Genomic DNA, 25,849 nt, shown 5'->3' with positions numbered 1-25,849 from the left:
TCCACGATGATGCCCTATCGAGGGCGGTGGCGAGGGGCAGGTCAGGTGTTGGAGGTGCCCCAGCCGTCGTCCGTCCCGCCGCGCTGCCCGCGCATCGAGTGCACCCGGTCCGACACCGAGTCCGGCAGCCGCTCCTCCACCTTGCCGAACGCCTTGGTGGCGGCCTTGCGGCCGCCGAGCGCGGCGGCCTCCGCGGTGTTGCGCACCGCCGGGTTCTCGGTGAACCGCTGGAACTTCTTGCACAGCTGTTCGTACCGCTCGCGTCCGGCTCGCGCGCCGAGGACGTATCCCACAGCCACACCGGTCATGAACGTCAGTCGGTAGCGCATCGCTCTGCCTTCCCTAGACCACACCTGGGGTACCTCTGGGGGACCGCGCTCCGCCTACCCCGCGCGGCCGGGGTTCACCCGCCGGCGACGCGCGGGTCACCGGTGGCATACCGATTGGCGGAGCACCCCCCTGCTTGCGCTAATGTATGTGTCGCAGCGAGCGCGCGCCGTCCGGGGGACCGGAGAGGGGCGCATTCGAGGCACACGGAGCAATCCCCTGTAGCTCAATTGGCAGAGCAGCCGGCTGTTAACCGGCAGGTTACTGGTTCGAGTCCAGTCGGGGGAGCTCGGTCCCCTGTAGCTCAATTGGCAGAGCATTCGGCTGTTAACCGGAGGGTTACTGGTTCGAGTCCAGTCGGGGGAGCAGAGGGAAAAGGACCCCGTCCGGGGTCCTTTTTCATTTTCCCGGGCGCCGCCGGGAACCGGATCGCGATGATCGAAGTCCTTGAAGGCGAGCATGCCGGATGACTGCCGCCCGCCGGGGCAGCAGATCGTATGAGCGGCTATGCTGCGGCAGACGGCGCGTACAGATGTACGCGACGCGCCGTTTCGGGGCGGTAGCTCAGCCGGTTAGAGCAGCGGACTCATAATCCGTCGGTCGTGGGTTCGAGTCCCACCCGCCCCACCCGGGTCGCGTCACCGCACCTGACATGACCCGCGTCACCATCGCGAAGGCCCCCGCCCCGGCGGGGGCCTTCGTCGTGTCCGGGGCCGGTTCCGGCCCTCCGCCCGTGGGGCCCGCGCGGGCCGCCGGCGCTGCGGGCGTCAGGGGGGTGGGGTCGCGGGCACGGCCGGTGGCGGCCGGGGGGCAGGGGGTTCGTACGTTCATCCGAGCGGGTTGGCGTTTGCCATGAAAAAAGTCAGCTGAGGTTGTAGCTGCGAGGTGTTCCCGCCTACTGTGCCGCACATGCAGCAATACACGATCGGTCAGGCGGCGCGGCTGCTGGGCGTCAGCCCGGACACCGCCCGCCGGTGGGCCGACGCCGGGCGGATCGCGACCCACCGCGACGAGTCCGGCCGGCGCCTCATCGACGGCCGTGACCTGGCCGCCTTCTCGGTGGCGCTGGCCCGGTCCGGTGCCGTGGACGAGGACGGGGAGGAGCCCCGCACCTCGGTGCGGAACGCGTTCCCCGGCATCGTCACCGCCGTCCGGCTCGGCGATGTGGCGGCCCAGGTGGAGATCCAGGCCGGGCCGCACCGGCTGGTGTCGCTGCTCACCCGGGAAGCGGTCGAGGACCTCGGGCTGGAGGTCGGTATGGAGGCCACCGCCCGGGTGAAGGCCACCAGCGTGCACATCGACCGCGTCTGACGCCCCGTGCGGCCACCGCCGCCGCATCAGGCCCGGGCGCTCCCGCCGGCCGCCACGCCGGCAGGGCCGCCGCGACCGCGGGAGGTCCCGGCGCCGGATGCCGCCGTGCCGGCCCGGGTGCCGGGACGGCTTGCCGCGCTGCGGGTGCCGCCGTGACGGTGCGGCCGGGCTGCCGGTTCCGGCCGGCGGGACGGCCCGCGGCCCCGCGGGTGCGCGCCCCCGGTGGCGCCGTGCCGGTGCCGTTCCGGGTGACGGGTGCGGGCCGGTCGGTGTCCGGTGGGCCCGGGGCGCGGGCCGGTCCTGTCCGGTGGGCCCGGGGGCGCCGCCGGTGCCGCGTCCGCCCGGGGCGTTCCGGCGGTCCGTCGTTCCGCGCCGCCGGGCGCTGCCGTCGCCGCGTTCCGGGGGGCGCCCCCCGACCCGTACCCGGCACCCCTGTACCCCCGCGCACGTACCCGTACCCGAGGAGGACTCCCATGCCCCGAACCGTCCGCCGCCGGCGCGCCCTGGTCGCGCTGCTGGCCGCCGCGCTGCTCGTCCCGCTGACCGCCTGCGGTGGTGACGACGGCGGGAAGGACGGGGACGCGGACGGCGGGAACCGGGTGGAGCTGACGGTGCTCGCCGCCGCCTCGCTCACCGATGTCTTCGAAACCGCCGGGCGGGCCTACCGGGACAGCCACCCGGACACCACCGTGACCTTCTCCTTCGCCGGCTCGCAGGAGCTGGCCGCCCAGGTCCGGCAGGGCATCGGCGCGGACGTGCTGGTGACCGCCGACACCGCCACCATGGACGGGCTGCGCGCCGACACCCGTACCCCCGCCGTCATCGCCAGGAACCGCCTGGTGATCGCGGTCGAGGAGGGCAATCCGCACCGGGTGGACGCCCTGGAGGACCTGGCCGACCGGAAGCTGAAGGTGGTGCTCGCCGCGCCCCAGGTCCCGGCCGGCCGGTACAGCGCGCGCGTCCTCGACGCCGCCAAGCTCACCGTCCGGCCGGTCTCCGAGGAGCCGAACGTGCGCGCGGTGCTCTCCAAGGTCGCCCTCGGCGAGGCCGACGCCGGCCTGGTGTACGCCACCGACGCCGCGGCCGAGCCCGGGAAGGTGGACGCGGTGGCCATCCCCGACGAGCGGAACGCCATCGCCTCCTACCCGGCCGCCGCGCTCAAGGAGGCGCCGCACGCGAAGGAGGCGGCGGACTTCGTGGCCTGGCTGCGCGGGCCCGAGGCGCAGCGCATCCTGCGCGACGCCGGGTTCCAGCAGCCATGACGCACCCCGCCCGCCGGACCCCGCCCGCCGCCCGTACCCGGTCCGCTCCCCGTACCGGGCCGCCGCCGGGCGCGCCGGGTCCGGCGGGAGCGGTTGCCCCGGGCACGGTCGTCCCGTCGGGCGCCGTCCCCGCGCCGGGCGCGGTCCGCTGCCCGGCGCGGACGGCCGCCGGGCCGGTGAACCGGGTGCCCGGGCCGGCGGGCCGGGTGTGACCGGCAGGGGCGCGGGGGGCTCGCGGGGCGCGGGTGGGTGACAGTACGGAGCGGTACACCGCGGGCAGTGACAGACAGGGAGACCGATGAGACGTATCCGCTCCGGCGCGCCCCGGGCGCGCACGCCGCTCGCCCTCGCGCTGCCCGCGCTGCTGGCCATCGCCTTCCTGCTGCTGCCGCTGGTGGGCATCGTCTCCCGGACCGCCTGGGGCGATCTGGGCGGGCACCTGACCCGGTCGGAGGTCACCGAGGCGCTCCGCCTCTCGCTCGTGGTCTCCTGCTGGTCGCTGGGCCTGTCGCTGCTGCTGGGGGTGCCGCTGGCCTGGCTGCTGGCGCGCGTCCCGTTCCGCGGCAAGGCCCTGGTCCGCTCCCTGGTGCTGCTGCCGATGGTGCTGCCGCCCACCGTGGGCGGGGTCGCGCTGCTGCTGGCCTTTGGCCGCCGCGGGGTGGCCGGCCCGTGGCTGGAGGACACCTTCGGCATCACCCTGCCCTTCCACACCTCGGGCGCGGTGCTCGCCGCCACCTTCGTCGCGATGCCGTTCCTGGTGATCAGCCTGGAGGGCACGCTCGCCGGGATGCGCCCCAGCTACGAGGAGACCGCCGCCTCGCTGGGGGCCTCCCCGGTGCGGGTCTTCCGCACCGTCACGCTGCCGATGGTCGCCCCCGGACTGCTCGCCGGGGCCGCGCTCACCTGGGCCCGGGCGCTGGGGGAGTTCGGCGCCACCATCACCTTCGCCGGGAACCTCCCCGGCACCACCCAGACGCTGCCGCTCCAGGTCTACCTGCTGCTCCAGGAGGACCCGGAGGCCGCCACCTCCGTCTCGCTGCTGCTGCTCGCCATCGCCGCCGTGGTGCTGGTGGCGCTGCGCGGGCGCTTCCTGGGCCCCGCCCGGGGCATGCCCCGCCGCCGGCCGGAGGAGGCCGCCGCGCCGGACGGGCCGGGCACCGGGGCCGGGGACGGCGGTCCGGCCCCGGCCGAGGTGGACGCCGGGCCGGCTGCGGCCGAGGGGGGACGGTCCGGCCCCGGCCGAGCAAGGCGAGCGGGACGGCGGCCCGGAGACACCGGGGGCGCCGGGGGGCGGGCCGGGGCCGGGCGGGGGCGCGGTGGCCGCCGCGGGCGGCGGCGCCGGGGCGGCGGCCGGCGGGCAGTCCGCGCCGGACGCGGGGGCGCTGGGCGATGCGCGCCGAGGTCACCGGCGCCGACCGGCTCACCCTGGAGGCCGGGCCGGGCACCACCATCGCCGTGGTGGGCCCCAACGGGGCGGGCAAGACCACCCTGTTGCGGGCGCTGCTCGGGCTCACCGACCGGGCGCACGCCACCCTGCGGCTGGGCGACACCGACATCACCGGGCTGCCGCCGCACCGGCGCCAGGTGGCGTGGGTGCCGCAGGACGGCGCGCTCTTCCCGCACCTGACCGCCCTGGCCAACACCGCGTACGGGCTGCGGGCCCGCGGGGTGCCGCGGGCCCGGGCCCGGGCCGAGGCGCAGGAGTGGCTGGACCGGCTCGGCGTGGGCGCGCTGGCCCACCGCCGGCCCGCCCAGCTCTCCGGCGGCCAGGCGCAGCGGGTCGCGCTGGCCCGGGCGCTGGCGGCCCGCCCCCGGCTGCTGCTGCTCGACGAGCCGCTGGCCGCCCTCGACCAGACCACCCGCGCCCAGGTGCGGCACACCCTCCGCACCCATCTGCGCGGGTTCGGCGGGGTGTGCCTGATCGTCACCCACGACCCGGTGGAGGCGGTGTCGCTGGCGGACCGGGTGCTGGTGCTGGACGGCGGCCGGGCCGTGCAGGACGCCCCGCCCTCCGAGGTGACCCGGCACCCCCGCTCCGTGTGGGTGGCCCGGATGCTGGGCCGCAACGCCTGGGCCGGGACCACCGCCGAGGACGGTCTGCGGCTGCCCGACGGGGGGCAGTTGGTGGTGGCCGCGGACCCGCTGCCCCCCGGCGCCCCGGCGCTGGCGGTCATTCCGCCGGAGGCGGTGTCGCTGCACCGAGGGCGGCCGGCCGGCAGCCCGCGCAACAACTGGCCCGGCCGGGTACGGGAGATCACCGCCCTGGGCGGCCGGCTCCGGGTGCTGGTGGCCACCGGACACACCCCGGACCTGGTCGCCGAGATCACGCCGGCCGCGGCGGCCGATCTTCGGCTGGCCGACGGCACCCCGGTGTGGGTGAGCGTCAAGGCCACCGAGGTGACGCTGGTGAGCACCTGAGCACCTGAGCACCTGAGCACCTGAGCACCTGAGCACCTGAGCACCTGAGCACCTGAGCACCTGAGCACCTGAGCACCGGGCGCCCGGTGCTCGCGGGGCGCACGGTCCCCGGACGCGTGAACTCCCGGGCGTACGGCCCCCGGACGGCGAACGTAGGGCCTCCGGACGGCCGGAGCGCCGTCCGCCGGCGCCGTCCGGGGACAGGGCCTCTCGCCGTCCGGGAACGGACGGCGGCGGGCGGAGCAGCGTGGTGCCGCCGGCCGGTGCCCAGGAACTGCCGGGCCCCGGACCGCCAATCGTGAATGTCGCGGGTTCGAGTCCCGTTGCTCATCAGGACGGGCCGGGCGGCGATCCGTGGAAGCGTCGCCGTCACCGCCCGCTGGCGCCTCGCCGTCCGCGCGGCGGTGGCCCGTACCGGACGTGCCGACTCGCCGCGCGCGCACCGCCGTTCCCGGCACCGTCCCGCGTCACCGCGCCCGAGCGTCCTCCCGCGTCACCGCGTCACCGCGTCACCGCGTCACCGCGTCACCGCTTCCGGCACCCGGCGCCGCCGTCGCCGCCCCCGGCGGCACGGTGGCCGGGCCCGTGCTCCGCATCCGGTGCGCGGACATGCGGAAGCGGCCGCCCCGCGGGGTGCGGGACGGCCGCTTCAGGGAGCCTGACGTCAGTGGTTGATGCAGACGTTGCCCGCAGAGCCGTTCAGCGCGCCGAGGACGGCGATGGTGTTTCCGCACACGTTGACCGGAACCTTCACCGGGACCTGGATCACGTTGCCGCTGATGACGCCGGGCGAACCGACGGCCACGGCGTCGGCCTTGGCGCCGGAGCCCTTGTGATCGGCGGAGAACTTCACGTCCTTCTGCTTCTTGTCCTTGCTCTTGTTCTCGGTCTGGTGCTTGCCCTGGGGCTTCTTGCCGTGGTGGCCGTGACCGCCATCGTTGGCCACGGCACCGCCCGCGGCACCGAGGACGGTGATCCCCGCGGTGGCGGTCAGGACGACGGCTTTCGAGAGTCGCTTCACGAGCTCTCCCTTTCGCTGAATTCAGTGGGTAACTGCGGTCGCCTGGTGAACGATCGGAGCGCGTGGAGGTGTCCGGCACACAGGGGCATACCACCCGGATGGCCCTATATCGTCCGGACGTACGGTGCCGCCCCCGGCCGTGCCCGGGCCACCGGGCCCCGCCCGTACCGGACATCGCCCTCCGCCCGTACCGGGCCACCGGCCCGGCGGCCGCGCAGGGACGTCGGCCCGCGCCCGTGCCCGCGCCCGTGTCCGACCACCGGCCACCGACCCCCGTCCGTCCCCGCACCCCAGGACCGGTGTGCCGGCACGCCGCCCCCGCCGGTGCCGGCGCACCGGCCGTTGCCGCGGGTGAGGCACCCGTGCCCGGGGCGGTCCGGCGCCGCCGTGCCGCCGGACGCGGGGCGGGCCGGGGCAGGCCGGGGCGGTCCGGCGCCGCCGTGCCGCCGGGCGCGGGGCGGGCCGGGAGCAGGCCGGGGCGGCCCGGGGCGGTGCCGGGTGCGGCCGGATGGCCCAACCGGCCGTGCCGTCACCGGCCGCCGTCGATAAACCGGACGTGCCGGGGAGCGTCCCGGTGACGTGGATGAAGAGGACCCGCCCATGCGCTCTGCCTTGCCCCTGGCGGCCGCCGCCGCCCTGATAGCCGTGGTTCCGGTCACCGCCGTACCGGCGTCCGCCGCGGCGTCGCCGCCCCCGGCCCCGGGCCCCGCCCGCCCCGGCCCCGCCCCCGCTGGTGAAGGTGGCGGGCGCGATTCCCGGGCAGTACATCGTCTCGCTGTCCTCCGGCGTCAGCCCGAGCACGATGACCGCGCGGGCGGGGGTGAAGCCGATGTACACCTACACCCGCGCCCACCCCGGGTTCGCCGCCCGGCTCACCCCGGCCCAGCTGGACGTGATCCGTGACCAGCCGGGTGTGGAGGCGGTGGAGCAGGACGCGACCGTCACCATGCCGCGCGACATGCGGGGCGCCGCCCCGGCCCGGCCGGGCCCGGTGACCAAGGTCGCGGAGGTCCCGTGGAACCTGTCCCGGATCGACGGCCGGGAGGCGGGCCGGGTCGGCTACTCGGTCAAGGCCACCGGGGCGAAGGTCCGCGCGTACATCATCGACAGCGGCATCGAGCTGGAGCACCCGGAGTTCGGCGGCCGGGCGGTGGCGGGCGCCGGGTTCGTGGACGACGGCCGCGGGGCGCGGGACTGCGCCGGCCACGGCACCCACGTCGCCGGTACGGTCGGCGGGGCCAGGTCCGGGGTGGCGAAGAGGACCACCCTGGTGTCGGTACGGGTCTTCGACTGCGCCGGACTCACCACCAACTCCACCGTCATCGCCGCGGTGAACTGGGTCGCCGAGCACGCCCGCCCGCCCGCCGTCGCCAACCTCTCCATGGGCGGCCCGCGGTCGGCCGCGGTGGACCGGGCCGTGGAGGACCTCGCCGGGGCGGGGGTGTTCCCGGTGGTCGCCGCCGGCAACTCCGACGCCGACGCCTGCACCGTCTCGCCGGCCGCCGCGCGCAGCGGCTTCACCGTGGGGGCCGTCGACCGGCGGGACCGCCGGGCCCCGTTCAGCAACTGGGGCCGCTGCGTGAAGATCAACGCGCCCGGCGTGGACATCCGCTCCGCGCACCTGAAGGGAACCTTCCGCGAGCTGAGCGGCACCTCCGCCGCCGCGCCGCACGTCACCGGCGTCGCCGCGCTGTACAAGGACGCCCGCGGCGACGCCCCGTACGCCACCCTGGCGTCCTGGCTCACCCGGAACGCGACCGGCGGTATGGACACCAGCCGCTCCGGCGCCCCCACCGGCACGCCCCCGCTGCTGGTCAGCACCGGCGACCTGTGAGCGGCGCGCCGCTCAGGAATACCGCCCGGCCGCGGCCGGTTACCGTGGCCGGGCACCCGCCACCCGACCGGAAGCAGGGATGTCAGCCATGACCACGGTGGAACTCACCAAGGACAACTTCGACGAGACCGTCTCCGGGAGCGACTTCGTCCTGATCGACTTCTGGGCGGAGTGGTGCGGCCCGTGCCGGATGTTCGCCCCGGTCTACGAGCGGGCCGCCGAGCGCCACCCGGACCTGGTCTTCGCCAAGGTGGACACCGAGGCCCAGCCCGAACTGGCCGCGGCCTTCGACATCAGCTCCATCCCGACCCTGATGATCGTCCGCCAGAACATCGCGGTGTTCGCGCAGCCCGGAGCCCTGCCCGAAAAGGCCCTGGAGAGCGTCATCGCCCAGGCCCGGGAGCTCGACATGGACGAGGTGCGCGCCTCGGTCGCCGAGGCCCAGCGGCAGGCCGGGGACGGCGGGCCGCAGGGCGGTGACAACGTGGCGCAGGGCGGTGACGGCGGGCAGCCGTCCGGGGGGCCGGGCGGCCGTGGGTGAGCTGCTGCTGGTCCGCCACGGCGAGACCGAGTGGAGCCGCGACGGCCGGCACACCAGCCGCACCGATCTGCCGCTCACCGAGCACGGCCGCGGCCAGGCCCGTGCGCTGCGCCCGCTGCTCGCCGCCCGCCGGCGCGCGCTGACCCTGGTCAGCCCGCTGGCCCGGGCCCAGGAGACGGCCCGGCTGGCAGGGCTGGACGACGCCCGGACCGAACCGGCGCTGCACGAGTGGGAGTACGGCGGCTACGAGGGCATCACCACCGCCGACATCCGCCGCGCCCGACCCGGCTGGCAGCTGTGGACCGATGGGGTGGTGCCCGGCCCGCCCGGGCACCCCGGCGAGTCACCCGAGCAGGTGGGGGAGCGCGCCGACCGGGTGCTCGCCCGCATCGGGCCGCTGCTGGGGCCGGACGGCGGGAAGGGGGACGTGGTGCTCGTCGCCCACTCCCACTTCCTGCGGGTGCTGACGGCGCGCCGGCTCGGTCTGCCGCCGGCCGCCGGGGCGCTGTTCCGGCTGGAGACCGGCACGCTCTCCCGGCTGGGAACCGAGCACGGACGCCCGGTGATGCTCGCGTGGAACGTAGGCTCGGAGTAGATCACCGGGCGGTGCGCGGCCGGACCGGCCCCGCACCGCCCGGGTGATCGCCAGGACGGCGCCGTTCGGGTGACGCACCACCGGTGCGTACGTGAACTCTCGCCGTCGGCAACCGTATCGACCAGCGGTCATCCAGGAAGGCATCGAGCATGGCAACGACGCGCACCGCGCACACCGTCTGGACCGGCAACCTGACCCAGGGGCAGGGCACGGTCTCCTTCGACTCCTCCGGCATCGGGGAGCAGCCGGTCTCCTGGCCGTCCCGCGCCGAGCAGGCCAACGGCAAGACCAGCCCCGAGGAGCTGATCGCCGCGGCCCACTCCAGCTGCTTCTCCATGGCCCTCTCGCACGCCCTCACCCAGGCCGGTACGCCGCCCACCCAGCTGCGGACCCAGGCGGACGTGACCTTCCAGCCGGGCACCGGCATCACCGGCATCCACCTCAGCGTGGAGGGCCAGGTCGAGGGCGTGGACGAGGCGGCGTTCCAGTCGGCGGCCGAGGACGCCAAGAAGAACTGCCCGGTCAGCCAGGCGCTCTCCGGCACCGAGATCACGCTCAGCGCGAAGCTCGCCTGACCCCGGGCCGCCGCACGGCGGCCCTCCCGGGCGCCGGGGCGCCGGGGCGCTTCCGCGCGCCCCGGTGGCCCGGCGCCCGCGCGGTTCGCGGACCCGGCGTGCCGGGGGTGCGGCGCCGCGGTGGTGGGGCGTTGTCCGGGTGCCGTCCGGGTCCCCACCCGTGTCGTCCGGATGCCGTCCGTCCGGGTCCCGCCCCCCGGGCCGTCCGGGTGCACGCCGGGGCCGTCCGGGTCTGTCCGGGCGTCGTCCCGCTGGAGCGGCGGCCCGGCGTGCCCGGGGGTGCGCCGGGGCGGGGCCGTTCGCGTGCCGGTGCCCGGCTGCCGGTTCTGGTGGTCCGGCGACCGGGAGGCCGGTACGGGCCCGTCCAAGCCTCCGGTGGCCGGCGGGAGCGACCGCGCCGGACGCGTGCGCGGTGCGTAAGCGCAGCGGCCCGGTGGGCGCCGGGACCCGGTGTGTCCGGTCCGCGGACGCGGAAGGTGGTGGATGTCCGGTTCGCGGACGCGGATCCTGGCAGGTGCTGCCCCGCCGGACGGGCCGTCGGCCGGCCCGGTCGGCCGGTGCCGACGAGGCGGGCAGCTGCCGCGCGCTCGGCCGGCGCGGGGCGGGCCTGACGGGCGGAGGCGGATCGAGCAGGCGGACGTCGGCCCGGTGGGTGGCCGACCACCGGATGGGCCGCAGGTGAACAGGTCCGCCCACCGACCTGGCCGGGTCGGAACGGGGTCGCGGACGGGTGCAGGTCGGCCTGGGCAGGTGAGTTCGGGCCCGGTGGGGTGGTGCCCCGCCGGACGGACCGCCGACGGGCCCGGCATGCCGGTGCCGACGAGGCCGGCGGGTCCCGCGTCGCCCCTCCGACGCGGGACGGGGGCGGACGCCGTCCGATGGATGGACGCCCGGACCGGGCGGGCCGCAGGTGAAGGGGCCGGCACGGACCCGGCCGGCGCCAGAGCCGGTACCCGTCGGACCGACGCGGGCCGGACGGGGCCGGGGGCCACCAGGCGGACGCCGGAACCGCTCCGCCCGTACCGGGCCCCCGGCCGTACCGGGCCCGGCGGGGCTGTACCGGGTCCCGCCCGGGCCGGGACGCGGCCCGGTGCACCTCAGGACCGGGTGGGTGGACCCGGCACGGGCACAGCGAGCCCGGGCGGGCCGAGCAGACAACCCCGGCCCGATCTGGACACAGCGAGCATGGTCCGGGCCGGAACACGAGCCGGGCCGGGCCGGAACGGGTCCCGGTCCGGCCCGGTCCCGGCGGGTCGGGCAGGTGGGGCCCGGACCGGCCGCCGACGACGGCCCGGCCCGTGCCGGAACGCGGGCCGGCCCGCGCCGGGGCCGGAACAAGGACCCCGCCGGCCCGGAACAAGGGCCCCGCGCCGGGCCGGCCGGGTCAGGGGCGGGTCATCAGCAGCACCGCGTTCTGGCCGCCGAAGCCGAAGGAGTTGCTGACCGCGGCCTCCACCGGCCCGGTCCGCTCCGCCTTGGCCACCACGTCCAGCTCGATCGCCGGATCGAGGCTGTCCAGGTTGGCGGTGGGCGGGATGATCCCCTGCTCCACCGTCAGCGCGGTCACCGCGGCCTCGATCGCCCCGGCCGCCCCCAGGGCGTGCCCGGTCACCCCCTTCACCGAGGTCACCGCGGGCCGGTCGCCCAGCACCCGGCGGATCAGCCGGGCCTCCGCCAGGTCGTTGAGCGGGGTGGAGGTGCCGTGCGCGTTGACGTGGTCCACCGCGTCCGGGCCCAGCCCGGCGTCGCGCAGCGCCGCCCGCAACGCCAGTTCGGCGCCCGCGCCCTCCGGGTCGGGGGCGGTGGCGTTGTAGGCGTCGGCGGAGGCCCCGTACCCGCTGACCAGTGCCCGGATGCGGGCGCCGCGTGCCCGGGCGTCCTCCGGCCGCTCCAGCACCAGGACGGCCGCGCCCTCCGCCGGGACGAAGCCGTCCCGGTGGGCGTCGAACGGCCGGGAGGACGCCGCCGGATCGTCACGCCGGTTGGACAGCACGCCCATCTGCTGGAAGCCGGCGATGATCGACGGGGTCAGGCAGGACTCGGTGCCCCCGGTGATCACCACGTCGCAGGCGCCGCTGCGCAGCAGGTCCCGGGCCGCGCCCACCGCCGTGGTGCCCGAGGCGCAGGCCGTGGCGGTGACGAAGTTGGGGCCCCGGGCCCCGTACTCCATGGCGATGTACCCGGCGGACATGTTGACGATCAGCATCGGGATCAGCATCGCGGAGACCTTCTCCGGACCCCGTTCCCGCAGTACGTCGTGGTTCTTCTCCCAGGTGGCGGTGCCGCCGACGCCGTTGCCCAGCACCACGCCCACCCGGGCGTCGTCCCAGGTGGCGGGGTCCAGGCCGGAGTCGGCCAGCGCCTCGGCGGCGGCCGCCAGCGCCAGCTGGGTGCTGCGGTCCAGCCGCCAGACCTTGCGCCGGCCCAGGGTGGCGGCGGCGTCGAACTCCGGTATCCAGCAGCCGACATCGGCCGGGATGCCGTCCAGCGCGGGCACCCGCCCGGCGGCGGTGCCCTCGGCGGCCCGGATGCGCTCCCAGGCCGCCTCGGTCCCCACCCCGGCCGGGGTGACCATGCCGATGCCGGTGACCGCCGCGCCGAAGGGTGCCGCGGCCCCGCCCATCAGAGGGTCACCAGCTTGGAGTCGAGCACCTCGACCGTCTGGGCCAGGGTGTTGGCGGCGTGCAGGTCGTCGTCGGCGAGCTGGATGCCGAACTCGTCCTGGGCCGCCAGCGTCAGCTCCACCAGGGCCAGCGAGTCCAGGTCCAGCTCCTCGAAGGTGGTCTCCGGCGAGACCTCGCCGGGCTCGATGCCGAAACCGTTGGTCAGCAGGGTCACCAGACGGTCGTAGGTGCTGCTCATCGTGTCACTCCTCGGTGCGATCGGGACGTCGGTCGTCCGGGTCGTTGGTTCGGGTCGGTCGTGCGGGTCGTACAGGCCGGTCGGGGCGTGCCGGCCGGTCAGGGTGGAGCGGGTCGTCGTGGCGGGTCGTCGGTCGGGTGGGGCGGGTCTCGGGAGGGGGGCGACGGGCGGGGGGCGACGGGCGGGGCGCGGGGCCGCGCCCGGGGGGTCAGGCGGGGGCCAGCTCCGGCCACCGGAGCGCACAGGCGCCCCAGGTCAGGCCGCCCCCGAAGGCGGTCAGCACGGTGCGGTGGCCGGGCCGGAGCCGGCCGGCGGCCACCGCGTCCGCCAGGGCCAGCGGGATGGAGGCGGCGGCGGTGTTGCCCACCCGGTCCAGGTGCACCGCACACCGCTCCCGGGGCAGCCGCATCCGGTCGGCGACGGCGTACAGGATGCGCAGGTTGGCTTGGTGCGCCACGAGGACGTCCACGTCCCCGGCCGCCCAGCCGGCCTGCCCGGCGGCGGCCACCGAGGTGTCCGCCATCCGCTCCACCGCCCGCCGGAACACGGTCTTGCCGTCCATCCGGAAGTACGGGTCGGCCGCGCCGGCGGTGTCCGCGCGCACCGGCTCCCGCGATCCGCCGGAGCGCACCGTCACCAGGTCCGCGCCGGTGCCGTCGCTGCCCAGCAGCGGCGCGCCGAGGGCGCCGGGCTCGGTCCGGTCGCCGGCCCGCAGCACCACCGCCCCGGCCCCGTCGCCGAAGATCACCCGGGTCGAGCGATCGTGCGGGTCGAGGATGCCGGAGTACTTGTCCGCGCCCACCACCAGCACGGTGCGCGCCGTGCCCAGCGCGATCAGCCCGCTGCCCGCGGCCAGCGCGTACAGGAAGCCGGTGCACACCGCGCCCACGTCGAACGCCGGCACCGTCCCCAGACCCAGCTGCGCGGCGACCAGCGGGGCGGTCGCCGGGCACGGCCGGTCCGGGGTGGTGGTGGCGAGCACCACCGCGTCCACGGCCTCCAGACCGGCGGACTTCAGCGCCCGCCGGCCCGCCTCCACCGCGAGGTCCGAGGTGGCCGTGGCCGGGTCGGCGACATGGCGGCGGCCGATCCCGGTACGGCTGCGGATCCACTCGTCGGAGGTGTCCAGCTCCTGTGACAGCTCCTCGTTGGAGACCGAGCGCGGCGGCAGCCAGGTGCCCAGGCCGCACAGCACCGCCGCACGCCCCGGCGCGGCGTCCGGTCCGACGGCCTGTCCGGCGTCCGGTCCCGCACCCGGAGCCGGGTCCGGGTCCGGGGACGGCCGTACGCCGGCCGGTGCGGGGGCGGCCCGCCGGGCCGGGCGCGCGGGCCCGGCACCGGCCGGCGGGGTGTCGGTGGGCGGCATCCGGTACTCCTCCACCATCAGCCGGCCGGGGCCGGTTCGACCAGCTCCACCAGCACGCCGCCGGCGTCCGCGGGGAAGACGAAGTTCACCTTCGAGCCCGCGGTGCCGCGCTTGGCGGTGTTGTAGAGCAACCGCACGCCACGGGCGCGCAGTTCGGTACAGGCCGCCTCCAGATCGGTGACGGTGTACGCGATCTGCTGCACCCCCGGGCCGCTACGGTCCAGGAAGCGGGCGATCATCGAGCTGGAGTCCAGCGGCGCGAGCAGCTGGAGGTGACCGCCCGCCGGGTCCGGGCCCACGGCCATCATCGCCTCGCGCACGCCCTGCTCGGCGTTCTCCTCGACGTGCACGCAGGCCATGCCGAAGGTGCGCTGGTAGAAGCCGATCGCCTCGTCGAGGTCGGCGACCGCCATCCCGACGTGGTCGATCCGGACCAGGCCGAACCCGGACACCAGGGCGCCGGTGACGTCCGGCCGGCCTTCGGCGCCGGGCGTCCCGGCCGCGGCGGTGGGGTTCTGCTGGGTCTCCATGGACATCACTCCTGACGGGCCCGGCCGGCGTCCCCGGGCGGGGTACGGACGGCCGGAGCGGCGGTGCGGTCGGATCGCGGTACGGGTGGTCGGTCGACGAGCGGTCGCTCTACGAGCGGTCGCGGTGCGGTCGGGTCGTGGTACGGGTGGTCGGTCCGCGAGTGGTCGCGGTGCGGGCGGTCTTCGGGCGGTACGGGTACGGAGGGCCGGGCCGGCCGGTGAGCGGTGCCGGCCGCCCCGGCCGCCGGGAGGCCGGGGGCGGCGCGGGGCCTCACCGGGCCGGCCTGAGCAGGCCGAGGCCGTGCGCGATCCCCCGCATCACCTCCGCCGGGGCGGTGGTGAGGAAGAAGTGGCCGCCGGGGAAGAGGCGGATGGCCACCGGCCGGTCGGAGTGCTCGCGCCAGCCGCCGAGCACCTCCGGTGGCGCCACCTCGTCCGCGGACCCGCCGAAGACCGTGACCGGCAGTGGCAGCGGGGGCCGCGGCCGGTACCGGTAGGTCTCCAGGACGCTGTGGTCGGCCCGCAGCACCGGCAGCGCCAGCGCCATGATCTCCTCGTTCGCCAGTAGTTCGGGCGGGGTGCCGCCCATGGCCAGCAGCGCCGCCCGCACCTCGGCCTCGCCGGCCCGGTGCAGCGGGCGGCCGGTGCGCGGCCACTGCGGCGCGGCGATCGCCGACAGGAACAGGTGCGCCGGCGGGGGCGCGCCGCGCTCCCGCAGCTCGACGGCGAGTTCATAGGCGATCAGCCCGCCCAGGCTGTGGCCGAGCAGGGCGTACGGGCGGTCCAGCGCGCCCTGGAGATCGTCGGCGAGGGACGCCACCAGGGAGGCCATCGCGGTGTGCGGCACCTCCCGTATCCGGCGCCCCCGGCCGGGGAGTTCCACCGGGTACACGCCCAGTCCGGTAGGCGCCGCGGCCCGCAGCCCGCGGTAGGCGGCGGCGTTGCCGCCCGCGTACGGGAAGCAGAACAGCCGCAGGCGGTCGCCGGGGGCCGGCCCGGTGCCGAACAGCGCCCGGTGGCGCTCCCCGGCGGACCGGCCGGCCACAGGGTCGCCGCCCGGCCCGGGGCCCGCCGGGACCCCGCCCAGGGCCGCGCCCGCCGGGGCGTCACCGGGTGCGGCGTTGGCGTGGATGCCGCCGGACGTCGGGCGGGGCGGGACCGGGTACCGGGGTGCGGTGCCGGCCTCCGGGGAGGGCCGGCTGGTGGCCGTCCCGTCATGCGGGGCAGGTGCCGGGGCCCCGCCCGGCGCCGGACCGGCCGGGACCCCGCCCGGCGCCGGGCCCGCCGGGATCCGACCCGGCACCGGGCCCGCCGGAGCGTCACCCGGCACCGGGCCCGCCGGGCCCGTGGGAAGGAGCCGTCCGGGGCGCGGCCCGGGGTGTGCGTCGCGCATCGCTCACCGCCCCCCGGGCCGGCCGGCCCCGCTGTCGGCCGGCGACGCGCCCGCGCCGTCCGCCCGGCCCGCGCCGGTCGCCGCACCACCGGAGGACGCCGCACCGCCGGTGGACGCCGCACCGCCGGTGGACACCGCATCAGCGGAGGACTCCGGGCCGCCCGTGGCCGGCGCCCGGCCCGCGGCGGCCCCCGGCACGTCACCGGTGGCCGGCGGCCCGGCCGGGGCCGCCGCGCGGACCGCGTGCCGCAGCGCGTCGGCGCCCAGGTCCGGGTCGGCGGCGACCAGCCCCACCAGGTGGTGCCAGTGGCGCATCATCGCCGCCGCGACCCGGGCGTCGAGGCGGTCCAGCGCGTACAGCCACATGCCGCGCAGCCCGCCGTCGTCCTCCTCGCGCATGATGAGCGCCAGGTCCACCGCGGACGCCTCCATGTTCACCACGACCTCGGAGAACACGTAGTCGTCGCCCAGCTTCTGGTCCAGCGGGGCGGTGGAGACCTGGGGCAGGTCCAGCGCCGGCACCGAGGCGTTGAGCAGGTTGAAGGAGACCGCGAACGGGTCACGTCCGGCGCCGCGGGCCCAGTCGAAGGACCACAGCGGCACGCCCTGGTGGGCGTAGGCGTCCAGGGTCTCCCGGCGCACCCGCCGGACCACCTCGCGGAAGCCCGGGTCGCCGGAGAGGTCGGTGCGGACCACCACGTGGTTGACGAAGAAGCCGATCAGCTCGGTGGTCTCCGGGTGCTCCCGGCCGGCCAGCGGGAAGGAGACCGGCACGTCGTCGGTGCCCGCGTACGCCGACAGCAGCAGGTCGAACGCGGCCAGCAGCACCATGAACAGGGTGGCGCCCTCGGCCCGCGCGACCTCCCGCAGCGCGTCGGCGGTGGCGGCGTCCAGCCGGAAGCCCCGGGTGGCCCCGGTGGCCTCCTCGGTCAGCTGGTGGGCCGGGGCGCCGAAGGACAGGGTCGCGGGCAGGCCGGCCAGCCGCTCCCGCCAGTGGGCGACCGGCCCGTCCAGCGCGCCCGTCGCCAGCCGCCGCTTCTGCCAGGCGGCGAAGTCCGGGTACTGGGCGGTCAGTTCCGGCAGCCGCGGGGCGCGGCCCAGCAGCTGCGCCGTGTAGAACTCGCGCAGCTCCCGGAAGAGCACCCCGTAGGACCAGTTGTCGGTGACCAGGTGGTGCAGGAGCAGCGCCAGCACCCAGGAGTCGTCCGCGGTGCGGATCAGCGCGCCGCGCACCATCGGTTCGGCGCCGACGCGGAACGAGTACCGCTCCAGCTCCCGGAGCGCCGCGCGCAGCCGCGCGGTGCGGATCTCCTCCTCCTCGTCCCGCAGGTCCAGCGCCGCCAGCGGCCAGCCGCCGGTCTCCTCGACCCGCTGCACCCAGCCCGCGGGCCCGCGCACGATACGGGTGCGCAGCGCCTCGTGCCGGGCCACCACCCGGTCCAGGGCGCGGCGCAGCGCCGGTTCGTCCAGGTCGCCGGTGAGCACCAGCGCGGTGAGGACGTTGTGGTACGGGTCGGCGGTGTCCACCGGGTGGTGGAGCACCAGGTCGTCCTGGGCGAAGGAGAGCGGGACCCCGGCGCCGCGGTCCACCGTGCCGATCGGGTCGGCGGCGGGCCCGCCGTCCGCGCCGCCCGCGGCGATCCGGGCCGCCAGCGCGCCGAGGGTGGGGTGGTCGAACAGGTCGCGCACCGGCACCCGCACGCCCCACTCCGCGGAGATGCGGGCCGACAGCTGGGTGGCCAGCAGCGAGTGCCCGCCCAGGTCGAAGAATCCGTCGTGCACGCCGATGCGCTCCGCGTCGCACCCCAGCAGCTCGGCCCAGAGCGCGGCGAGCGAGCGCTCCAGGTCGTTCCGGGGGGCGGTGTACGGGGCGCCCGGGCCGGACCGGGACACCGCGGGGGCGGGCAGCGCGGCCCGGTCCACCTTGCCGTTGGGGGTCAGCGGCAGCGCGTCCAGCACCACGAACGCCGACGGCACCAGATAGCCGGGCAGCCGCTCCGCCGCGTGCGCCCGCAGCAGCGCCGGGACCTCCGCGGCGGGCGCGCCGTCCGCCGCGCCGGAGAGCACCGCGTAGGCCACCAGCCGCTTGTCGCCGGGCCGGTCCTCGCGGACCACCACCGCCGCCTGGGCCACCGCCGGGTGGCCCAGCAGGACGGTCTCGGCCTCCCGCGGCTCGATCCGGAAGCCGCGGATCTTCACCTGGTCGTCCACCCGCTCCAGGAACTCCAGCTGCCCGTCCGGGCGGCGGCGCACCAGGTCACCGGTGCGGTACAGGCGGGAGCCGGGCGGCCCGTAGGGGTTGGCCACGAACCGTTCGGCAGTCAGCCCCGGGCGGCGCAGGTAGCCGGCCGCCAGGCCGGCCCCCGCCACGTACAGCTCGCCGGGCACCCCGACCGGGACCGGCCGCAGCCAGGCGTCGAGCACGTGCGCCTGGGCACCGGCGATCGGCCGGCCGATCGCCGGGGTGGCGCGGCCGGTCAGCGGTTCGCTCATGGTGGCGCACACCGTGGTCTCGGTCGGCCCGTACGCGTTGATCATGCGGCGGCCGGGCGACCAGGCGGCGACCAGCTCCGCCGGGCACGCCTCGCCCGCGGTGACCAGCGTCAGCGGCGCCGGCAGGCTGCCCGGATCCATCACCGCCAGCGCGGCGGGCGGCAGCGTCACATGGGTCACCCCCAGCCCGGCGCAGGTCGCGGCGAGCGGTTCGCCGGGCAGCAGCCGCTCCTTGGCGGCCACCACCAGCGCCGCGCCGGAGAGCAGCGCCACGCACATCTCGGCGACCGAGGCGTCGAAGCCGGGCGAGGCGAACTGCAGCATCCGGTCGCCGGGGCCCACCGCGAACCGCTCGGACTGCGCGGCCACCAGGTACGGGATGCCGGTGTGGGTGACCACCACCCCCTTGGGGGTGCCGGTGGAGCCGGAGGTGTAGATGACGTACGCCGGGTCGGCCGGGGTGAGCGGCCGGGTGCGGTCGGCGTCGTCCGGCGCGGTGGCCGCGGCGGCCGCCAGATCCGCCGCCACCGCCGGGTCGTCCAGGTCCAGCCGCGGCACCGCGAGGTCCGTGTCCGGCAGGCCGCCGGTGTCCGGGTGGCGGCTGAGCAGCAGCGCCGGCGCGGCGTCCCGCAGCATGAACTCCACCCGCCCGGCCGGGTAGTCCGGGTCCACCGGCAGGTACGCGGCCCCGGCCTTGACCACGGCGAGCGCCGCGACCACCAGCCGGACCGAGCGCGGCAGCGCCACCGCGACCACCGTGCCCGGGCCCGCGCCGCGCCCGATCAGCAGCCGGGCCAGCCGGTTGGCCGCCGCGTCCAGCTGGGCGAAGGTCAGCTCCCCGCCGCGGGAGACCACCGCGGGGGCGTCCGGGGTACGGGCCGCCCGCTCCTCGAACAGCCGCGGCCAGGTGGCGGCGGGCAGCGGGTCGGTGGCGGCGCCGTTCCACTCCACCAGCAGCCGGTGGCGTTCGTCGGCGCCCAGCAGCCCGATGTCGCCCAGCCGGCGGTCCGGGTCGGCGACCACGGCGCGCAGCAGCCGCTCCAGCCGCCCCAGCAGGGTGCGGACGGTGGCGGCGTCGAAGATGTCGGTACGGAACTCGGCGGTGCCCGTCACCCCGCCCGCCCCCGGGCCGGCCGGGCGCTCGGTGAGGGAGAGGGTGAGGTCCAGCCGGGTGGTGCCGGTGGGCGCCGGCAGCGTCCGCACCGTCACCCCGGGCAGCTCCGGCGTGGCCTCGGGGGTGTTCTGCCAGGCCAGCAGCGTCTGGAAGAGCGGGTGGTGGGCAGGTGAGCGGTCCGGGTCGAGCGCGTCCACCAGGTACTCGAACGGCACGTCCTGGTGCGCGTAGGCGTCCAGGCTCCGCTCCCGCACCCGGCCGACCAGCTCCCGGAAGGTGGGGTTGCCGGAGGTGTCCACGCGCAGCACCAGGGTGTTGACGAAGAAGCCGATCAGCTCCTCGGTGGCCTGGTCGGACCGGCCGGCGACGGTGGCGCCCAGCGGGATGTCGGAGCCGGCGCCGAGGCGGCTGAACAGGGCGCCCAGCGCCGCCTGCACCACCATGAAGGCGCTGGCGTCGCAGCCCCGGGCGAGCCGGGTCAGGCCCTGGTGCAGCTCGGCGTCCCAGCTGAACTCCAGCAGCTCGCCGCGGTGCGAGGCGCGCGCCGGGTACGGGCGGTCGGTCGGCAGCGCGATCCGCTCCGGCAGCCCGTCCAGCACCGTGCGCCAGTGGTCCAGCTGGGTGGCGAGCAGGCTGCCGGGGTCGGCCGGGTCGCCCAGCAGCTCGCGCTGCCAGAGCGTGTAGTCGGCGTACTGCACCGGCAGCCCGGCCCGGCGCGGGGCGTGGCCGGCCCGGCGGGCGGCGTAGGCGGTGGCCACGTCCCGGGCCAGCGGCGCCAGCGACCAGCCGTCGGCGGCGATGTGGTGCACCACCAGCACCAGGACGTGGTCCCGCGGTCCGACCGCGAACAGCCGGGCGTGCAGCGGGATGTCGGCGGTCAGGTCGAAGGTGTGGCCGGCCGCCTCGGCGACCGCCGCCTCCAGCCCGGTCTCGGCGACCTCGGTCACCGGCAGCGTCGGCCGGGCCCGTTCCGGGGTGAGGATGTGCTGGCGCGGCACCCCGGCGTCGTCGGGGAAGACGGTGCGCAGCGCCTCGTGCCGGGTGACCAGGTCCGCCAGCGCCTCGCCCAGCGCGGCCACGTCCAGCGGGCCGGTCAGCCGCAGCGCCACCGGGATGTTGTAGGTGGCCGACGGCCCCTCCAGCTGGTGCAGGAACCACAGCCGGCGCTGGGCGAAGGACAGCGGCAGCACCTCGGGCCGGTCGGCCGGCTTCAGCGGCGGGCGACCCGCCGCGCCCCGGCCCAGCTGCCCGGCGAGCCCCGCCACGGTGGGCGTCTGGAACAGCGCGCGGACCTGGAGCTCCACGCCGAACGCGGAGCGCACGCGGTGGATCAGCCGGGTGGCGAGCAGCGAGTGGCCGCCCAGGTCGAAGAAGCTGTCGTGCACGCCGACCCGGTCCACGCCCAGCACCTCGGCGAACGCCGCGGCCAGCCGCTCCTCGGTGGCGTCGCGCGGCGCCACGTAGGCCGCGCGCGGCTCGGTGCGGCCGCCGTCCGGGGCCGGCAGCGCCTTCCGGTCGATCTTGCCGTTGGGGGTGAGCGGCAACGCGTCGAGGAAGACGAAGGCCGACGGGACCATGTAGTCCGGCAGCCGCTCGGCCAGCGCGGCGCGCAGCAGGGGGGTGAGCCGGGCGGCCCGGCGGCGGTCCGCGCCGCCCACCAGCCGGTCCCAGCGGGGTTCCGGGGCCGGGGCGGCGGTCGCGGGGGGCGGTTTCCGGGGCCGGGACGGGCGCGTCCGGGTGGCGCAGCACCGCGTCGAAGGCGCCGTCCGGGCCGTGCCCGGTCCAGTCCAGGTCGAGCAGGTACCCGGCCTCGCGCGCCAGGTCCCGCAGCTCCTCGGGGTCCACCGCGCCGGCCTCCCGCTCCGCCGCGTCGAGCGCGGCGCGCAGCTCGGCCACGGTGCCGCCGGCGCCCTCGGCCAGCCGCCGCAGCAGCTCGACCGGGCGGGTCAGCCGGGCGTTGGGCACCCGGCGCAGCGCCAGCGCCCCGGGCCGCTCGGCGGCCAGCAGTTCCCGCAGCGCCGGCAGGGTCAGCCCCGCGGCGCGCCAGTCCCGGTCCTCGCCGGCCGCGGCCGGGGCGGCGCCCGCGGCGGCCCGGGGAGCCGGGGCGGCGGTGGCCGGAGCGGCCGGGTGGCCGGCCGGCCCGCCCACGGTGAGCACCGCGTCGTACCGGAAGCGGGTCATCTCGTTGCCCCACCGGCCGCGCCGGGGGGTGATCCGGACGTCGGTGACCCCGGGCACGCGGGCCGCGAGATGACCGAAGAACGCGGGGTCGATGACGAGTTCCCAGTCGTCGGCCACCCCCTGCCGGACCCGGGCCCGCAACTGGTCGGCGGTGGTCGATTCGTCGGCCCGGTACAGCTCCACCGAGGCGTGGAAGGCCTCCAGCAGCGGCAGGCTGCGCACGTCGCCGACGACCAGGCGGCCGCCCGGCGCGACCCGGGCCAGCGCCCCCTCCAGCACCGCCAGCAGATACCGCTCGTCGGGGAAGTACTGCACCACCGAGTTGAGCACCACGGTGTCGAAGAGCTGCTCGGGCAGGTCCGCCAGCCGGTGCGCGGCACACTCGAACAGCTCGACCTGCGCCGGCGACCGGCCCGGGGCGGCGATGTTCCGCCGCAGCCGCTCCAGCGCCACCGAGGAGATGTCGGTGCCCCAGTACCGCTCGCAGTGCGGCGCGGCCCGGTACAGCAGCATGCCGGTGCCGCAGCCGATGTCCAGCACCGACCGGGGGGCCGCGTCCAGCACCAGGTCGGCGGTGGCGCCGGCCCACTCGCGCATCTCCTCGGCCGGGATCGGCGCGCCGGTGTAGCTGCTGCCCCAGCCGCGGATGTCGAAGGCGGGGTCCACGTCCTCGCCCGGCTCCTGGTCGTACGCCGAGTCCCAGATGCCGCGCCAGTTCGCCACCTGCTCGGGCAGGTCCGCCGGCGCCTCCGGGCCGGTGGCGTCCGGCCCGGAAGCGCCCGGTCCGCGGGTGGCGGTGGCGCCCGGGGCGCCGACCGTGGCCGGCCCCTCTCCGCCGTCGTCGGCGGCAGCCCCGACCGCGCCGTCCGCCGGGCCGCCCGGTCCGGCCGTGGTGCCGCCTCCGGGCGCCGGCACCGGTATCCCGCCGTCCGCCGGGCCGGCCGCCGGACCGCCGGCGGGGTCCGGGGCCACGGACGGGACCGCGGACGGACCCCCGGCCGGTGCCTGGCCGGGCGGGTCCGCCGGCTCCTCGCCGGCCACCACGTACGCGACCAGCCGCTGGTCGCCGGGGACGTCCTCGCGGACCGTCACCACCGCGTGCTCCACGGCCGGCTGCCGCTCCAGCACCGACTCGATCTCGCCCAGCTCGATCCGGTAGCCGCGCAGCTTCACCTGGTGGTCCAGCCGGCCCAGGAACTCGATCGCACCGTCCGCGCGGCGCCGCACCAGGTCACCGGTGCGGTACAGCCGCCGGTCCGGGGACCCGGCCGCGGACGCGTCCGCGTACGGGTCGGGCACGAACCGCTCGGCGGTCAGGTCCGGGCGGCCCAGGTAGCCCCGGGCCAGCCCGGCGCCGCCGATGCACAGTTCGCCGGGCACCCCCGGCGGCACCAGCCGGCCCTCCTCGTCCAGCACCAGCAGCCGGGTGTTGGCGATCGGCTCGCCGAGGGTGACCGGGCCGGCGCCGACCCGGGCCACCGAGGACCAGATGGTGGTCTCGGTGGGCCCGTACATGTTCCACACCGGGACGCCGGTGGCCAGCAGCCGCTGCGCCAGCTCGGCCGGCAGCGCCTCGCCGCCGGTGAGCGCCCGGAAGCCGGGCGCGCCCTGCCAGCCGGCGTCCAGCAGCATCCGCCAGGTGGCCGGGGTGGCCTGCATGACCGTGGCGCCGGAGGCGGTCAGCGCGGCGGCCAGCCGCTCGCCGTCGGTGGCGGTCTCCCGGTCCGCCAGCACCACGGTGGCGCCGGTGACCAGCGGCAGCAGCAGTTCCAGCAGCGAGATGTCGAACGCCAGGGTGGTGACCGCGAAGAGGGTGTCGTCGGCGGTGAGGCCGGGCCGCTCCTCCATCGCCCGCAGGAAGTTGCCCAGTGCCCGGTGCGGCACCTGCACCCCCTTGGGGCGGCCGGTGGAGCCCGAGGTGTAGATGGTGTACGCCAGGTCCTCCGGGCCCACCCCGTCGTCCGTCGCGCCCGTCGCGCCCGGCCCCGCGGCGTCCGGCACTCCGCCGTCCGTGCCGTCCGCGGCCGGCTCCTCGTCCAGGCAGACGGTCTCCACCGCGACCGGCCCCAGCCGGTCCAGCAGCGGGCGGCGGGTGACGAGCACCGACAGCCCCGAGTCGGTGAGGGTGTAGGTGAGCCGGTCCGGCGGGAAGCCGGGGTCCATCGGCACGAACGCGCCGCCGGCCCTGAGCACCGCCAGCAGCGCCACCACCATCTCCGGGGTGCGCTCCAGGCACAGACCCACCAGCACCCCGCGGCCCACGCCCGCCCGCCGCAGCCGGCGGGCCAGCGCCTCGGAGCGCCGGTCCAGCTCCTGGTACGTCAGCACCTGTCCGGCGCCGCGCAGGGCCTCCGCCGCCGGGGTGCGCGCCGCCTGCTCGGCGAACCGGCGGTGCGCCAGCAGCTCCCCGGACCAGACGCGGGCGGTGGCGGCCCCGTCGCCCAGCAGCTCCCGCTCCTCGGCCGCATCCAGCATCGGCACCGCGCCCACCGGCCGGTCGGGGTCGGCGAGCAGTCCGCGCACCAGGGTGCCCAGGTGACGCGCCATCCGCTCCACGGTGGCGGCGTCGAACAGGTCGGTGTTGAACTCGAACCAGCCGCTGAGCCCCTCCGGCCGGTCGAAGACCTGGAGTTCCAGGTCGTACCGGGCGGTGCTGGAGGCGACGGTCATCGGCTCCAGCCGCAGGCCCACGCTCTCGAAGGTGGGCAGGTCGATGTTCTGGTAGAGGAAGGACACCTGGAACACCGGCGACCGGGACAGGTCGCGCTCCGGCTGGATCTCCTCCACCAGCTGGTCGAAGGGGATCTCCGGGTGGGCGAACCCGCCCAGGCACACCTGGCGGACCCGGCGCAGCAGCTCCCGGAAGGACGGGGCGCCGGACAGGTCGGTACGGAGCGGCAGCACATTGGTGAACAGCCCGATCAGCCGCTCGATCTCCGGCCGGTTGCGGTTGGCCACCGGCACCCCGACCACGATGTCGTCCTGCCGGCTGTACCGGTGCAGCAGCACCTCGAAGGCGGCCAGCACGGTCATGAACGGGGTGGCGCCCTCCGCCCGGCTCAGCTCGCGCACCTCCGCCATCACCGCGGCCGGCAGCTCGAACGGGCAGGAGGCGCCCCGGGTGGTCTGCACCGCCGGGCGGGGCCGGTCGGCCGGCAGGTCCAGCGACGGCGGGGCGCCGCGCAGCGCCTCCTTCCAGTACGCCAGCTCCGGTGCCAGCGCCTCGCCGGCCAGCCGCTTGCGCTGCCAGTCGGCGTAGTCGGCGTACTGGACCGTCAGCTCGGGCAGGTCCGCGTCCCGGCCGGCGGTGAACGCCCCGTACAGCTCGACCAGTTCGGCGAAGGCGACCGAGGTGGACCACAGGTCGCCGACGATGTGGTGCATGGTGAGCAGCAGGATGTGCTCGTCCGGCGCCAGCCGCAGGATCCGCACCCGCAGCAGCGGGCCGGTGCCCAGGTCGAAGGGGCGGACGAACTCCTCGCGGGCCAGCGCCTCGATGGCCGCCCCGCCCTCCGGGCCGCGCAGGTGCCCGCACTCCACCACGGTGAACTCCGGGTCCAGCCGGTCCGCGACCACCTGTACCGGGGAGCCGTCCACCTCCTCGAAGGTGGTGCGCAGCGACTCGTGGCGGCGGGCGATCTCGTTGAGCGCCCGCTGCCACGCGCCCAGGTCCAGGGTGCCGCGCATCCGCATCGCGCCGGGCAGGTTGTAGGTGGCGTTGCCGGGCGTCAGCTGCTCCAGGAACCACATCCGGGCCTGGGAGAACGAGGCGGGGAACCGGCGGGGCCGCTGCCGGCGGCGGCGGTGCTCCGCGAGCAGCGCGCGCTTTTCGGCCGCGGTGAGGCCGGACAGGTCTACCTTGCTCACGGGAGCTTCTTCCTTGCGTCGGTGCCGTTGGTCGGTGCGGTGCCGGCCCGGCGGCCGGCGGGGGTGGCGGCGTGGGGCACGGGCGCCGGGCGGGGCCCTCGCCGCGGCCGGCCGCGGCGGGGCGGCGGCCGGGGCGGGGGCGCGGCCCGGCGGCGGCGC

Annotated in this window: 15 protein-coding genes, 3 tRNA genes and 1 pseudogene; 10 read left to right on the top strand and 9 right to left on the bottom strand. The window is 77.1% G+C overall.

Annotated elements, in window-relative coordinates:
* Positions 1 to 41: 41 nt before the first annotated feature.
* On the bottom strand, positions 42 to 329 hold the full coding sequence (locus tag IHE55_RS07780; protein WP_197988348.1) for a YtxH domain-containing protein: 288 nt from the start codon (positions 327 to 329) through the stop codon (positions 42 to 44).
* Between the two features lie 213 nt (positions 330 to 542).
* Between IHE55_RS07780 and IHE55_RS07775 the strand changes: the two genes are divergently transcribed.
* The 6 genes from IHE55_RS07775 (at position 543) to IHE55_RS30900 (ending at position 5,318) form a co-directional block, all read left to right on the top strand.
* Positions 543 to 615 (top strand) — tRNA-Asn (locus tag IHE55_RS07775).
* A 5-nt stretch (positions 616 to 620) separates the two neighbouring features.
* A tRNA-Asn gene (locus IHE55_RS07770) sits at positions 621 to 693 on the top strand.
* Positions 694 to 880: 187 nt separating this feature from the next.
* Positions 881 to 954 (top strand) — tRNA-Ile (locus IHE55_RS07765).
* Positions 955 to 1,236: 282 nt separating this feature from the next.
* Entirely contained in the window at positions 1,237 to 1,638 is a 402-nt protein-coding gene (locus tag IHE55_RS07760; protein ID WP_197988347.1) for a TOBE domain-containing protein, read from the top strand.
* A 473-nt stretch (positions 1,639 to 2,111) separates the two neighbouring features.
* The gene (gene modA / locus IHE55_RS07755; RefSeq protein WP_197988346.1) at positions 2,112 to 2,900 is read left to right on the top strand and encodes a molybdate ABC transporter substrate-binding protein; all 789 of its coding nucleotides are present in this window, start codon (positions 2,112 to 2,114) and stop codon (positions 2,898 to 2,900) included.
* Between the two features lie 279 nt (positions 2,901 to 3,179).
* Complete coding sequence (locus tag IHE55_RS30900) at positions 3,180 to 5,318, top strand: ABC transporter ATP-binding protein (RefSeq protein WP_443742618.1); 2,139 nt, start codon at positions 3,180 to 3,182, stop codon at positions 5,316 to 5,318.
* Between the two features lie 664 nt (positions 5,319 to 5,982).
* Here IHE55_RS30900 and IHE55_RS07740 read toward each other — a convergent pair.
* Positions 5,983 to 6,339: a chaplin gene (locus tag IHE55_RS07740; RefSeq protein WP_197988345.1), complete on the bottom strand. Its 357-nt coding sequence runs from the start codon at positions 6,337 to 6,339 to the stop codon at positions 5,983 to 5,985.
* A gap of 739 nt (positions 6,340 to 7,078) precedes the next feature.
* On the opposite strand from IHE55_RS07740, the gene IHE55_RS07735 reads away from it, so the two are divergent.
* The 4 genes from IHE55_RS07735 to IHE55_RS07720 all read left to right on the top strand — a co-directional run bounded on the left by IHE55_RS07735 (position 7,079) and on the right by IHE55_RS07720 (position 9,884).
* Positions 7,079 to 8,173, top strand: coding sequence for a S8 family peptidase (locus IHE55_RS07735; RefSeq protein WP_197988344.1), 1,095 nt, complete (start codon positions 7,079 to 7,081; stop codon positions 8,171 to 8,173).
* Between the two features lie 88 nt (positions 8,174 to 8,261).
* Complete coding sequence (gene trxA / locus IHE55_RS07730) at positions 8,262 to 8,714, top strand: thioredoxin (protein WP_197988343.1); 453 nt, start codon at positions 8,262 to 8,264, stop codon at positions 8,712 to 8,714.
* A complete protein-coding gene (locus IHE55_RS07725) occupies positions 8,707 to 9,309 on the top strand; it encodes a histidine phosphatase family protein (RefSeq protein ID WP_197988342.1) in 603 nt (200 codons plus the stop codon). The genes trxA and IHE55_RS07725 overlap by 8 nt, the downstream gene beginning before the upstream one ends.
* Positions 9,310 to 9,458: 149 nt before the next feature.
* On the top strand, positions 9,459 to 9,884 hold the full coding sequence (locus IHE55_RS07720; RefSeq protein WP_197988341.1) for an OsmC family protein: 426 nt from the start codon (positions 9,459 to 9,461) through the stop codon (positions 9,882 to 9,884).
* Between the two features lie 1,384 nt (positions 9,885 to 11,268).
* Here the strand turns inward: IHE55_RS07720 and IHE55_RS07715 are convergent.
* From IHE55_RS07715 to IHE55_RS07680, 7 genes and pseudogenes are all read right to left on the bottom strand, one after another.
* Positions 11,269 to 12,507: a beta-ketoacyl-[acyl-carrier-protein] synthase family protein gene (locus IHE55_RS07715; protein ID WP_197988340.1), complete on the bottom strand. Its 1,239-nt coding sequence runs from the start codon at positions 12,505 to 12,507 to the stop codon at positions 11,269 to 11,271.
* On the bottom strand, positions 12,507 to 12,746 hold the full coding sequence (locus IHE55_RS07710) for an acyl carrier protein (RefSeq protein ID WP_197988339.1): 240 nt from the start codon (positions 12,744 to 12,746) through the stop codon (positions 12,507 to 12,509). Before IHE55_RS07710 ends, IHE55_RS07715 begins: the two co-directional genes overlap by 1 nt.
* Positions 12,747 to 12,954: 208 nt before the next feature.
* Positions 12,955 to 14,112, bottom strand: coding sequence for a beta-ketoacyl-ACP synthase III (locus IHE55_RS07705; protein WP_197988338.1), 1,158 nt, complete (start codon positions 14,110 to 14,112; stop codon positions 12,955 to 12,957).
* A gap of 17 nt (positions 14,113 to 14,129) precedes the next feature.
* Entirely contained in the window at positions 14,130 to 14,642 is a 513-nt protein-coding gene (gene mce, locus IHE55_RS07700) for a methylmalonyl-CoA epimerase (RefSeq protein WP_197988337.1), read from the bottom strand.
* 271 nt (positions 14,643 to 14,913) lie between these two features.
* Positions 14,914 to 15,687 (bottom strand): thioesterase II family protein, encoded by a 774-nt coding sequence (locus tag IHE55_RS07695; RefSeq protein WP_307826556.1) that lies wholly within the window; start codon positions 15,685 to 15,687, stop codon positions 14,914 to 14,916.
* 351 nt (positions 15,688 to 16,038) lie between these two features.
* Positions 16,039 to 21,300, bottom strand: a complete 5,262-nt coding sequence (locus IHE55_RS07690) for a non-ribosomal peptide synthetase (protein ID WP_197988336.1) — start codon at positions 21,298 to 21,300, stop codon at positions 16,039 to 16,041.
* A 751-nt stretch (positions 21,301 to 22,051) separates the two neighbouring features.
* A pseudogene (locus tag IHE55_RS07680) lies at positions 22,052 to 25,573 on the bottom strand (amino acid adenylation domain-containing protein); the annotation flags it as partial.
* Positions 25,574 to 25,849 lie beyond the last annotated feature (276 nt).

This window comes from Streptomyces pactum, assembly GCF_016031615.1.
GTDB lineage: Bacteria > Actinomycetota > Actinomycetes > Streptomycetales > Streptomycetaceae > Streptomyces > Streptomyces pactus.
The sequence above is the reverse complement of the archived record's forward strand: the minus strand, read 5'-3'. Positions and strand labels throughout refer to the sequence as shown.

Coding starts and splice junctions, on each gene's coding strand:
- trxA (WP_197988343.1), top strand. CDS start 8,262: ATGACCACGGTGGAACTCACCAAGGACAACTTCGACGAGACCGTCTCC.
- IHE55_RS07715 (WP_197988340.1), bottom strand. CDS start 12,507: ATGGGCGGGGCCGCGGCACCCTTCGGCGCGGCGGTCACCGGCATCGGC.
- IHE55_RS07760 (WP_197988347.1), top strand. CDS start 1,237: ATGCAGCAATACACGATCGGTCAGGCGGCGCGGCTGCTGGGCGTCAGC.
- IHE55_RS07705 (WP_197988338.1), bottom strand. CDS start 14,112: ATGCCGCCCACCGACACCCCGCCGGCCGGTGCCGGGCCCGCGCGCCCG.
- modA (WP_197988346.1), top strand. CDS start 2,112: ATGCCCCGAACCGTCCGCCGCCGGCGCGCCCTGGTCGCGCTGCTGGCC.
- mce (WP_197988337.1), bottom strand. CDS start 14,642: ATGGAGACCCAGCAGAACCCCACCGCCGCGGCCGGGACGCCCGGCGCC.
- IHE55_RS07710 (WP_197988339.1), bottom strand. CDS start 12,746: ATGAGCAGCACCTACGACCGTCTGGTGACCCTGCTGACCAACGGTTTC.
- IHE55_RS07780 (WP_197988348.1), bottom strand. CDS start 329: ATGCGCTACCGACTGACGTTCATGACCGGTGTGGCTGTGGGATACGTC.
- IHE55_RS07720 (WP_197988341.1), top strand. CDS start 9,459: ATGGCAACGACGCGCACCGCGCACACCGTCTGGACCGGCAACCTGACC.